This is a genomic window from Stieleria sp. JC731, from assembly GCF_020966635.1.
Classification (GTDB): domain Bacteria; phylum Planctomycetota; class Planctomycetia; order Pirellulales; family Pirellulaceae; genus Stieleria.
On record NZ_JAJKFQ010000015.1, the window covers coordinates 1 to 12,171 of the forward strand.

The window sequence follows — 12,171 nt, forward strand, 5'->3', positions numbered from 1 at the left end:
GTAGCGTCGTTGCCTACATTTGGAGCGTTTGAATTTCGTGGCGAGCATCCGGCAACCATCGTCAATATGGTGAGAATCAGGTAGGTACGATGCATCGCTCTATTCGCATAACGTCCCCGTTCACCGGGCCGCGGCGAACACATTGATTTCAGAACACGCGCGGCCCGCGGCTCCGTGTGCAACGGATTGTTACTTGGCCGGATTTGCCGTTGGCCTTCACGAAGTTCGCAACGACTCCATTTCTGCTTGTGACCATGACTGGCAGAATCCTTCGACAAACCACTCGCACTTTGTGCCAGCAAAAGGCGATCTTTCTCGTGCCAATATATGCAGGTCGGGCGTTGCGAAAGTGGCATATTCGCGATCCGAATCATTCCATAGTTCGATTGCCATGTGCCACCCAACATTAAACGCGGCGAGAATGTGATGGACAAGTAGTTTGCGGAGTTCTTCGAGAGCGCGACGGTTGCCCTCGGGAACAACTGTTGAGTCTTCGGCAAGGAATCCGTCGACGATCTCGATGTACTCTTGGGGCTTGAGCCCAGAATAGGTATGACCATCAGCATATTTTGCGAAGTCGAATTCGCGAACTTGTATCTCCAACGCTCGAAAAGCGTTGCCCGCCGCATATCGCCAGTGGATCGGCAGCGCCGATGGTTCGGTCATGATTTTCAGCGCAATGGTATGAGGTGCAGGTCGGTTAGGCCAAGTAACGGTAGCCGTCACCGAGGTCGGGCGGTGGACTTACCACTTCAGAAACCCCAACTCCGTCACTTCGGTTCATGTCATGGTTCGCGAGGTACCCACGACCACAGTCGGCACTACATCGCTGGTGACAAGTCTACCCGATCGGAATCGCGAAGGGTAACGAGCATAGATTTTTCGGCTGGCGCATAGGGCGTCTGACCAGCCATCTCGAAACAGAAATCAAACCGTGACATCAAAGGCGATAGACAGGAAACTGCTGACCCGTGACTTCAGATGGGTGTTATTCGAGCGACACGATCAATCCGTGAATTCAATTGCGATCAATAGGAACTGACGTCTTGCAGAATCCATTGGGCCGCGATCAAGAGCAACTATCAAACCACAAACTCAGTTGCGGCGATCGGCCAATGGTTGCCAGGTGAGATCGGATGGGCCAGATTCATACGCTTCAAATTGCAGAGGGCGATGACCAAGCTGGAGACTGATGTTATATCAGACGGTTCACCTACCCACGCGAACGGCACGCGTCACCGGGTACGCGTGAAAGATTCTCAACTTCAAATCCGCCGACTCGCGTACTCCGGTGCACGCGATTGTTACCCGCTGCTTTATTCTTGTTTAGGCGACCAGCGGACGATTGTATCAGGCATCAGTGAACGAAGCGCATCCGCACCCTGTTTCGTGATCTCAGTTTCGCTAACGTCGATGAAGTAGAGACCCCGGATCGCACCGAGCGCAGGGATAGCGGAATCAGACAGTTGGCTCTTGGATAGATCAAGTGAAATCTCAGTTTGCCCAAGTCCAGCATTGATGATCTTGGTAGTTACGCTCTGAATCGTTGGTGCATCTGAGTCCGTCGGTCCATTGCTGCCGCACCAGATGACGTATTTTGATGACTCTGATCGTCGGCCATTGGACAGGTGACCGCCAAACGACGCAGCCAGTTCGTCACACTGAGATTCAAGACGCACCTGAGAATAATTCGCCCATCCAAACCAAGTGGTAAACGCGAAAACAATCGCAATCGCAATCGAGGTGAACTTGGGCATTCGGGACTACGCAGAGAGTCGCATCTTCGTCGGGTAACGGCCGTGATAACCGAGTCGCGGCGATTGATTTTCCGTTGTCAAAAGCGCCGACTCCGCGACTTCGGTTCATCGCATTGTTCTGTCATGCTGAGGAGTGGTGTACATCTCTGCCCGCAATCATCAGCTGGAGCGGTCGGGCTATAACCTGGAACTTTTTCAATCAAATCGGGGAACGCAGAAGTCAGCGCAGCCCATCCACTAGTCCGGCGATCAACACTCTCCGAGGCAAGAAGCGAATGGATGGACGGCAATTCTCCGCGAATATCGTATCCACGACGATTCAGTTCTAGCAGATGCACATTAGGTGTTAGGCAAGTCGGATCACGAAGTTCAGAAATCAGTTCGTCATCCGACATTCGGCCCATCCTAAGTGCCAGAAACTTGAACGCGATATACAACGGCAATCGCCCGACTAATCCGCCAAGCACCAAGCCTGATGGAATTCCTATGGCGCATCCGACGATCCCAAAATTGTCCCATCCATAACCGCCGAGAATGATCGCTCCAAAAAGTGGAGCGATGAGTTGAATCAAATGGAAGCACGTGAACATCGCGAAGCATCATTGTTTGAGCAGCAACTCATTGACAGAACGGCAGACATCACGCGGGATGGGCGAAAGACTTGCAAGCAGACCAACAACCGCGACTCCCGTCCTCGCGTGCATGTCCTGGTTCCCCGTTTCCTGTGCGTCAGATCGAGTATTGTTTACGAGACATACGCGCCCGGCGAACCCGACACGCAACGATAGCAGTATCGTCCCAAAGTTCGCCTGAGGGAAGGCGAACCATGTCGACACACGCACGCGGAATTGCAAAAAAGTCAGTGCGTCCGATGAGCTGTGTGATTTGATCTCGTTTGGCGTAGTCGAAAAATCCGTCGGAAGCAACAAGGAGAATACCATTGAGAGAACCGTGCCAGAATGGAGCAGGTTTCGACGCTTGGGACCCAAGTAACGGTTTGCGAATCTGTGTACGAGTTAAGTCAGAAATATTAGGGCCGTCGATTACCCATGCGCAGCTGTCGCCGACACTCGCGCCCAGAATGCGATCGGGATAAATGTCGACAATCACAGCGGTCGTCTCGCCGGCGTGCACGCGAAAGTCAAGTTGCGAAAGAAATTGGGACCAGTCGGTGGAACCGTCCATCGCAGCATAGTTTGCCCGTGTTTCGCGGATTACGGTTTCGGCCGCAGTGCGTCCGTCCCCTGTGCCACCAGCACCGTCGGCAACCACGATCACAGTGCGGTCGTCATCAGCTATGACTTCGACGCAATCTTCGCATTGCTCACGATATGCTTCGACAACGTGGGAAGTTTCAAACGATGTCATAGGTGAGCATCGCGGATTTCAGTCGGGGAACGGCGGACATAACCGAGTGACGGCGGATGACACACCACTTCAGAAACCCCGACTCCGTCACTTCGGTTCATGTCATGGTTCGCGTGGTACACACGACCACAGTCTGCATCACATCGCTGCTGACAAGTCTACCCGATTCGAATCGCGAAGGGGGTACGAGCATAGATATTTCAGCCGGCGGGCAGAACGTTTGATCGGCTATCTCAGAGCTGAAATCGAACCATGACATCAAATGCGACAAACAGGAAACTACTGTCCCATGAATTCAGATGGGCATTGATCAAGCAACACAATCAAACGATGACTTCAGTCGCGATCAAAAGGAAACTGGTGTCTCGCGAAATCAATTGGGCCAAATTCACGAGCAACTATCAAACGACAAACTCAGTTGCGGCGATCGGCTAATGGTTGCCAGGTGAGATCAGATGGGCCAGATTCATACGCTTCAAATTGCAGAGGGCGATGACCAAGCTAGAGACAGATGTGATATCAAGCAGTTCATCTACCCGCGCGAACGGTAGGGTTCAGCGGGGCCGCGCGAACGACTCACCACTTCAAAAACGTCAACTCGCGGCCTCCGTTGCAACCCATGGTTATCGCAATTGTGTACGACAGGGAGCGGTCGGTATCGAGTTCGCCGCATCAGGAAGAATCGCATTTCGAGGAAGGACGCCAAGCTAGTATAGCAACGGCAAAAAAAAGGAAGGACAATATGGTGGAAAGCACAGGAAAGTAGAATTGAAGTCCGCCAACGTCGCGCACACGACCGAAGATCGAGTAGTCAGGTGAGTTGTATTCGTTTCGGTAAGCCTCAACCTGCTCGACATCAATCATGTTGTAGCCTTCAAATTCTCGGACTGTCGAAAAAGCGTGAGCCTCATGTATCGCTAGAATGAGATGTGGAAGCAGCCAGGACGTCGCGACACCAATTAGCGAAAAGACAATGATGAGTTTGCGGTGTGTCAAGTCATTAGGGTCCGAACGCAAGTCGACGAATGAAGCATCAACGTGATGCCGGAAAGGCAGTGAGCAACTGCAGTGATGCGATAACGATTCGGATCACCGGGCCGCGGCGAATGACCTGATCACAGTGTAACGACGACTCCGCGGCTCCGTGTGCATCCGTTGGTTCCGCTAGTTCCTAGTTTCCCAAGGTAACGGTTTCAAATCAACAATTGATGAAACGAGCCACTTCGGTAGGTTGGAGAAATGTTCATGTGAGATTATCTGCCGATCCTTTGAAGCTTTGTACAACGCGGCATCCCAGGGCAGTGATGGTTCCGTCGGTGGTTCAATCACAAATTCGGGCGCCGTAAGATGACCCAAACGAAATAGTCCGTGGGCACAAAAGGCAATTGCTTTTTCCATCAGGTTGATTTGCGGTGTTCTGCGATAGCCCGTGAGGATGGCGTTCAGCGCGATCTCAACATCGTTCTGGCTTCGCCGCACAAGAGCACTGATAAATTCAAGGCATGCACATAGCCATGTTGCACAGCTTTTCGTGGTGTGCAAATCCAGATGCTCGATAGAAGTTTCGGGATCACGAAGCAGTTGATGGACCGCGTTGAATAGCCTTGCAGCCTCGCCACCTCGCGATTTTACCAAGGGGAACGTCGCAGTTTTCAGGTGGCCCTTAGTGGTCACGTGATCGTCGATCGCAAGTGCTGTAAGCAGTTCCCATATCTCGGTGTATTCCTCGTCGTTCTTATAGTACCAGTGAAATCGCGACCGGACGTGCATTTCGAGGAATAGCTGAAGTTCGTCCACATCGCCCGACAGAATACGGCGCGATACGCCCCGTATCAGCCAACCATTGCCGTCACAGATCCAGCGCAGCCTAACGCGGCCCTCCAACCATTCAGACGGCCAGTCAGGATGTTTTCGTCGTTGATTTTCAATTGCGCGCGAAGGATCGCGTTCCATACACAACGCAATGAACTCTCCGAATGTCAGGGATGCCTCAAGGTTGGGGTTCCCTATCGATTCGGATGCGTAGTCGATGTAGCTCTTTGGGAAATGCATCTAGATGGCGGAACGGTAGAAATCACGCGGGACGGGCGAACGACTTGCAAACAGACCCAAAAACGCGACTCCCGTCCTCGCGTGCATTTCATTGTTCTGCATTTTTCGAATGCTGAACTGCAAGGTTCCAGATTTTTTCGTTTGTTTCAAGAAAGCCTACGTTGTCCAACGTCGCGTAGTCACGATTGTTCAGTCGCACATACGTCGGGCGTTCACCGTCTGTAGCGTAAAAAACTTGGACGACATCGTCATCAATTGATATGCGTCGACCATCGATTACACAATCAAAGATCTGTCCAGGTCCAAAACTGCGTGCTTCCAGCCAGTAAGGGGAATGAGATCCAGTGCGTACAACATCGCCATCATCATGCTCTGGCGTAGTCACACGATGAAGCACAATAACTCTGGCACCAACGTCGAAAAAACCAATAGCGTGAATCACCGGGTAACCTCCTGAACGTATTCCAGGCCGTATCCCGCTATCAACGTCGCGACGGGCATTGAGCCGCCACAACTCAGGGCGGACAAATGCGATTGCAATAGCTACCACGGTGATGAAAGCCAAAAGCGTCTTGAGCCCAAACTTCATTTTTATAGCAGAACGTCCGCGATAACCGAGTCGCGGCGGTTGATTGTCCATTGTCAAAAACGGCGGCTCCGCGACTTCGGTTCATCGCATGGTTCGCCCATCGTTTCAGCTCCAATATGTGTGGATCACGACCGAGTTGGTATCGTCGTCTACGGTCACCTCAGCGTGCATCGCGCCGTTCCCTGGTTCGACATTGTAAACCTGTGATTTCCCGTTGACGACAGGTTTCAGATTGGAGGTTCCCGGTGATCTGTTAAGCCAGGAATTGAGGTCGTCGGGTGGTGCATTGAATCGAATAGTGAACTCACGAGTGAATGGTCCACCCCGCGTTTCGACATGCAGACCCGTTGCGGATTCTGGAAGTGGCGACATTCGTGCCCAATGCTGTGCGGCCTCAAGCCCGTTCGCCGTTACGTGAGATCGATACATGACGTATCCAGAAACACCAACGCCGACAAGTATGATTGCGAAAACAAAAAGCGTTCTCGCTAAGACACGCCGAGCATTCACGAAGTGCGTTTCCTATTTGGGCGAACGGCGGCAATCACCGAGCGGGCGAGGACCTGACTGCTTTCACCAAAAACGCCACCACGCCCGCTTCGGTGCATTGCTTGGTTCGCCGATCTCGATAAGTGACGCCGAGTTCGGATTTGCGTAAAAAACCAATTGATCCATTGTATACGAAACGTCTATGCCAAGTGCGCGAGCGATTCCGAGTACTCGTTGCTGTTCATCTGGCAATTCCAACGAATCGCGTTCCCCTGGCAACTCTGTGCCATCGTCTTTGACTACGATCCCGTTGTGGTAAGTCGGGTCTTCGACGACGTATTCACGGGTGATCGCACCACCGGAAAAGTACCGAAAATCGAAAGAGTGATCACATTCGCCTACCGAATACTGATAGATGTCATGATCGCATGAGAGTTCAAGGAGGGAATCCCTTGTCGACGGGGCATGCCAGAGCGAGTACGACCAATCGTCAGCAAGGTGTAACCAGTTGGGTTCTCTACGTACGACCACGTGATTGCGAAATTTGGGCAGCGAAGATACGAGTTCGTAGTCACCGATTGTGAACCGCTCCAACAACGAGCGATCGGTCAATTCGTCCGATGGGTTACGGATGAAAATGAAATGGGGAGCGTGAAGTATGTCGTTTATGATTCGAGGCATTCTTGATTCGGCGAACGTCACGCGTCACCCGGTACGCGCGAAAGATATTCAACTTCAAGACCGCTCGACTCGCGTACTCGGGTGCACGCGATTGTTACCCGCCGTCGTCGTCGGCTCTTGGTCGCCCATCCGGATGACGCCCCGGATACGCGGTGAACGACAACGAGCAGCCTGCGTTGGCGATCTTGCGTACTAGGTCAGCGGGCACAACGTGGTTGTAAGCCCATGTATCCCAGCATTCAACGCCTATATTGAAGTCGCGAAAATAGCACGCGTCAAATTGCCGTTTGGCAGCCGATGTGAGACCGGAGATGGCATCGAGCATCAGCGGAATGTCGATCGAGGCATTCGAGTCGCAAGTGTTGAGGTTGTTGTCCGATTCAATTGTCATGTGCCAGTTGCCGTCATCGCCCTTCGCACAGTGTAGCACGCAACAGGACGATTGCAGTTCGGATGCAAGCAGTTCGAGCGAAGACTCGGATTTCAGGTCGAGATCGGTATTCGAGTATTGAGTTGGGCGGTCAGTCATAGGCGGGAAGCACGAATCGGCAATCCATCAGGATCAAGCGTCTCTAGTCGGGTAACGGTGGGCATAACCGAGACGCGGGGAACGATTCACCACTTCAAAAACCTCGACTCCGCGTCTTCGGTTCATGCCATGGTTCGTCCGTATGTGTCACGGCAATTGTATTTAGTCAAGTTTGAGACGACCGGCATTGTAGTCTGCTCTCTGTCTCTCAGTTAGTCGTTTGTATTCATTGAAGAATATTGGTTCGTCATCGAATCCAATTGTCTTCGTGACGAGTTTCATCTTCAGAAGTTTGTGAATCACGAGCACCTCCTCCTCGCCGACCCAATCGTCGTGTCCGTATTCCGGCATCGGTGGCATCAGGCCAGTTTGGACTAGCAGCAGGGGATCGTCGCCATCGCTAAACGCGAATTGCAAATCTTTTCGCGAGGCAAGTGTCTCAACACGCCATGTGTCAGGTCTGGGCGGTTTCTGTACGACGGGATCAGACACGGACGTGCCGTCATCGTGAAAGGTGATGAGTCTATTGCCACGTTTGGTTAGCGCATCAAGTGTCTGTCCAAAACCAATGTGTTGCCAAGTGCCGATTAGTCTTGATGATTCTGGATGCATTTATTTGCCGGACGAACGGCACGGTTCAGCGGGCCGGGAGTGTTGATCGTCTATTTGTGAAACCGCGCAAGCCCGGCTCCGTTGCAACCGATGGTTCCCCGCCGTCTGGAGTCACGAGTCAATCGCTAGGGAGTAGTCAAGCACCGATGAACAACGTTCCAGCAATCCGAGGATCGTTCCGGTATCACCGTCCGGATAGTGCCCGATCAACGAAATCGTAGCTGGAGTAATGTCGAATGTAACGGAGTCGTCCGAGAAGTCAAAATCGTAGATCGAAACACGCAAAATGACGCCAGATCGTGCATCGTCGATCATCTGTTGAGGCGCGTTCAGTTCGATAAGTTCAGCCACCATCCCAGCAACGTCCGACTCGCTGATGTCAGACACGGACATTCGAGTGCTGAATTCCGATTCAAGCCGAGAGATGAGTTCCGTGTAGGAAATCGCGGACGCACCGGGTTTTGGACTGAGGCAGAATTTCACGTCGTCATTTCAGTCGGGGAACGGTAGACATCACGCGGGACGGGCGAAAGACGTGCAAGCAGACCGACAACGGTGACTCCCGTCCTCGCGTGCATGTCATTGTTCTGCTCGATTTCAACTGACCACCCATTCGCAAAACGTTTCAATCTTAGTGAGGTTACCGTCAACAACTCGCAGTATCGAATCAACTCCGCGACAACCGCCCGATTCGGAGAGCAAGTAAGTCAGGTTGGGGTCAAGCCTCAGGTTCATATTGTGTGGCGATGCAATTTCCAGCAAGCGATCGGTAGAGTTGATTGCCCAGGATGCGTAATTCCAAAACCATGGTGCATCGTGAAACTCGGATGTAAGCCAGCGATAGTATGCCTCACGAAAGATGAATATGAAATCATGGTCGTCCGCGTTGATCAGGGCACGGAAAGCAATATCCAAGTGTTCGTCGCCACCAAGTATGAATGTTCGATTCGATTGCACGTTGCTAGTCGTATGTCGGGCGAGCAATCCGCGTAACCAATCGGTCGCAAGCTCCACGGCCTGATCGTGGATGGGAAGTTTCCGTGATCCACGGAGAACGTGAGTTGTCGCTGCCGCATATTGGCGGAGCGTTGGTTCCCACTGCGCACGCGAGTTTGCGATGCTGTCTTCAGTAATGCTAAAGTCGATCATCTTTTAGAAGCAGAACGTTACGGATCACGCGGTCGCCGCGAGCGATCCTCCACTTCAAAAACCGCGACTCGGCGACTCGGCGTGCATCCGATTGTTCTGTGCTTCCGGCTGTCAGCCGATACCACCGCCAACAAATCGACGATTTTCATCCAGTGTTACACACACCAATGCGTTTGGGATCAGATTGTCGCAAGTATACCAGAGTGTCGCGCCTTCTTCCGATGTCGGGTAGTAAACGACGATGTGAGAAAGACGCATTCGCGAAGCAAATTCGGCAACAGGTATTGGTGCGTTACCATTTCCGAGTGCAATTTGGAATTGACGTACATCGGCGGCGGCGTAGCGGCGGTACCTAGCGTCGTTCGCAGGCAGTGCAGACAAAATCGCACGGACGTATGCGAGTGTGTCGTCAAGCGGCTCATCAGCGAAGAATGTCACCGGAACAGGGCCAGCAGAATCTAACACGATGGAAGCTTCGAAAGTCGCATCGTCACCGCTCCCACGTGTGCATCGACCGAGTACATCGTCATCCAACGTTGTGCTGTTGATCAATTGGTGCATACCCGTCACCGATGGTGCGGGCGTCAACCATCGACGGATAAGTTTTCGCATCTACGCCTCATGCACAGAACAGCGGACATAACCGAGTGACGGCGGACGACTAACCATTTCAAAAACCCCGACTCCGTCACTTCGGTTCATGTCATGGTTCGCGTGGTACACACGACCACACTCTGCATCACATCGCTGCTGACAAGTCTACCCGATTCGAATCGCGAAGGGGAACGAGCATAGATATTTCAGCCGGCGGGTAGAGCGTTTGATCGGCTATCTCAGAGCTGAAATCGAACCATGACATCAATTGCGACAAACAGGAAACTGCTGTCCTGTGAATTCACAAGGGAGTTGTACAAGCAACACAATCAAACCGTGAATTCAGTTGCGATCAACAGGAAACTGACGTCTCGCGAAATCCATTGGCCCGCGATCAAGCACAACTATAACACCGTTAATTCACTTGCGGCGATCAGCTAATCGGTTCCATGCGAGATCAGTTGGGGCAGATTCAAACGCTTCGAACTGCGATGGGCGATGACCATGTTGATAAGAGATGAGTCAGCAGGCAGTCCATCTACCCGCGCGAACGGCGGACATAACCGAGTGACGGCGGATGACTAACCACTTCGAAAACCCCAACTCCGTCACTTCGGTTCATGTCATGGTTCGCGTGGTACACACGACCACAGTCGGCACCACTTCGCTCATGACAAGTCTACCCGATTGGAATCGCCAGAGGGAACGAGCATTGATTTTTCGACTGGCGCATAGGGCGTCTGACCCGCCATTACGGAGCAGAAATAAACCGTGACATCAAATGCGATCAACAGGAAATTGCTGTCCCTTTGGATTAGATGGGCCGTGATCAAGCACAACTATCAAACCGTGAATTCACTTGCGGCGATCATCAAACACTTGCCACGAGAAATCAGATGGGCCGTATTCAGCAGTATTGAAGACAGACGTTGGTTATCGCAGTCACAACCACCCGCGCGAACGGTTCGGATCACGCGGTCGCCGCGAGCGATCCTCCATTTCAAAAACCGTGACTCGGCGACTCGTCGTGCATCCGATGGTTATGCCTTATCCCTGCCAGTCCAAGGGAAGCCTGATTGCGTTATCAGATCGCATTCGGATCCCCAAGCAATCGTCGATGACGTTGACTTTAGCACAACGTTTGATCGCCTGCATGTAAGTCAAATCACTCGTGAGGGAACACGGGACCGTATCGATCAACGTCTTTAGCTCACCGAGCGGAGTGTCGATACCAAGGTGTTGCTTGATAAGCAGCAGAGTCTTGAGCGATGATGGAATGTTTTCCAGGTAAACGATAACGTGTTCCGTAGCAGGGAATGCTGTCGCCTCGGCAATCGGCAGGTGACAGTCATTCTCAATCCATGTCCTCAAGTCATCCGCTACACGTTCGGCATCTTCTGCACGCATGGTGCCGCCATCAACCATCGAGACCGAACCGTCCGTCAATGACAGGATCAACTCCATATCGCCGCTGTCATTCCCAATTGTGACGAAGCCAGGACAGTATTGTCTGGTTTCATATGTATCTTTGCGTTCGATGAAGGACGATCTGCCATAGAGTAAAACGAGTTCCGATGCGATCAGTTCATCGGCGTGGTCGTTGAGAAACTGGCGGTAAAAGTGCGGCAGCGCCGCATCAAGCCAAGACTCAATGTCGTCAACCGTCGGAATCAAGCGTAGATACTCCATGAGGCATAACGGTAGCCGTCACCGAGGGCGGGCGAAAGATTTACCACTTCAAAACCGTCGACTCCCGTCCTTCGGTGCACGGCATGGTTACCCGTCAGATACATTCCTGCAAATCATTCCATTAAACGTTGCGTGCCTGCAAGGAGTGCCCATCCGATAGCGGTGGTGACAATCGCGCGTATCCATAATCCACGCCACCAATACCGAGTGGCGATAGAAAACGAGATCCCGGACACCAGAAATACAACCAGGAAGATTGGCGGAAGAATCCGTACGCTAAAGTCCAAGTCGGATCGAAGCGATGAATTAAAGATCTCGTAGCCCCAGAATACAGCCCCACCTAAAAGAAGTGCCCCGAGCAATCCGCAGATCGCGACGGGAATCAGACGAAACGGATAGAGTAAACGCCACCGCGACGGATTCGAATCAACACCCGCTGGCCCTTTGCTAGTTTCTGCGACGGGGGGCGGTGAATACGGGTTCTGATTCATTCAGGCGGACAACTGACGAAAGAGGTGATCAAGACTCGTACGGGTAACGGTTGCCGTCACCGAGGTCGGGCGGTGGACTGACCACTTCGATAAAACACGACTCCCGACCTTCGCGTGCACGGCATGGTTCGCGTGGTACACACGACCACAGTCTGTATCACATCGCTGTCG

General features: G+C 52.4%; 14 protein-coding genes. All 14 read right to left on the minus strand.

Features of this window, described 5'->3' with window-relative positions; all coding sequences use genetic code 11:
• Positions 1-216 precede the first annotated feature (216 nt).
• Positions 217-666, minus strand: a complete 450-nt coding sequence (locus tag LOC67_RS22630) for a hypothetical protein (RefSeq protein WP_230265112.1) — start codon at positions 664-666, stop codon at positions 217-219.
• Positions 667-1,316: 650 nt separating this feature from the next.
• Entirely contained in the window at positions 1,317-1,757 is a 441-nt protein-coding gene (locus LOC67_RS22635) for a hypothetical protein (protein ID WP_230265113.1), read from the minus strand.
• A 729-nt stretch (positions 1,758-2,486) separates the two neighbouring features.
• A complete protein-coding gene (locus LOC67_RS22640) occupies positions 2,487-3,125 on the minus strand; it encodes a serine/threonine protein phosphatase (RefSeq protein WP_230265114.1) in 639 nt (212 codons plus the stop codon).
• A 1,164-nt stretch (positions 3,126-4,289) separates the two neighbouring features.
• A complete protein-coding gene (locus LOC67_RS22645) occupies positions 4,290-5,078 on the minus strand; it encodes a hypothetical protein (protein ID WP_230265115.1) in 789 nt (262 codons plus the stop codon).
• Positions 5,079-5,265: 187 nt separating this feature from the next.
• Entirely contained in the window at positions 5,266-5,817 is a 552-nt protein-coding gene (locus LOC67_RS22650; protein ID WP_230265116.1) for a hypothetical protein, read from the minus strand.
• A 54-nt stretch (positions 5,818-5,871) separates the two neighbouring features.
• Positions 5,872-6,195 carry a hypothetical protein gene (locus tag LOC67_RS22655; RefSeq protein ID WP_230265117.1) on the minus strand — a complete coding sequence of 108 codons (324 nt, stop codon included), beginning with the start codon at positions 6,193-6,195 and terminating at the stop codon, positions 5,872-5,874.
• A gap of 144 nt (positions 6,196-6,339) precedes the next feature.
• Positions 6,340-6,936 carry a hypothetical protein gene (locus LOC67_RS22660; protein ID WP_230265118.1) on the minus strand — a complete coding sequence of 199 codons (597 nt, stop codon included), beginning with the start codon at positions 6,934-6,936 and terminating at the stop codon, positions 6,340-6,342.
• A gap of 94 nt (positions 6,937-7,030) precedes the next feature.
• A complete protein-coding gene (locus LOC67_RS22665; RefSeq protein WP_230265119.1) occupies positions 7,031-7,465 on the minus strand; it encodes a hypothetical protein in 435 nt (144 codons plus the stop codon).
• A gap of 162 nt (positions 7,466-7,627) precedes the next feature.
• A complete protein-coding gene (locus LOC67_RS22670) occupies positions 7,628-7,957 on the minus strand; it encodes a hypothetical protein (protein WP_230265120.1) in 330 nt (109 codons plus the stop codon).
• A 231-nt stretch (positions 7,958-8,188) separates the two neighbouring features.
• Complete coding sequence (locus tag LOC67_RS22675; protein ID WP_230265121.1) at positions 8,189-8,560, minus strand: hypothetical protein; 372 nt, start codon at positions 8,558-8,560, stop codon at positions 8,189-8,191.
• Between the two features lie 114 nt (positions 8,561-8,674).
• On the minus strand, positions 8,675-9,226 hold the full coding sequence (locus tag LOC67_RS22680) for a hypothetical protein (RefSeq protein WP_230265122.1): 552 nt from the start codon (positions 9,224-9,226) through the stop codon (positions 8,675-8,677).
• A 111-nt stretch (positions 9,227-9,337) separates the two neighbouring features.
• The gene (locus tag LOC67_RS22685) at positions 9,338-9,838 is read right to left on the minus strand and encodes a hypothetical protein (RefSeq protein ID WP_230265123.1); all 501 of its coding nucleotides are present in this window, start codon (positions 9,836-9,838) and stop codon (positions 9,338-9,340) included.
• Between the two features lie 1,029 nt (positions 9,839-10,867).
• Positions 10,868-11,509 carry an SMI1/KNR4 family protein gene (locus tag LOC67_RS22690; RefSeq protein WP_230265124.1) on the minus strand — a complete coding sequence of 214 codons (642 nt, stop codon included), beginning with the start codon at positions 11,507-11,509 and terminating at the stop codon, positions 10,868-10,870.
• 113 nt (positions 11,510-11,622) lie between these two features.
• Positions 11,623-12,000, minus strand: coding sequence for a hypothetical protein (locus LOC67_RS22695; protein ID WP_230265125.1), 378 nt, complete (start codon positions 11,998-12,000; stop codon positions 11,623-11,625).
• Positions 12,001-12,171 lie beyond the last annotated feature (171 nt).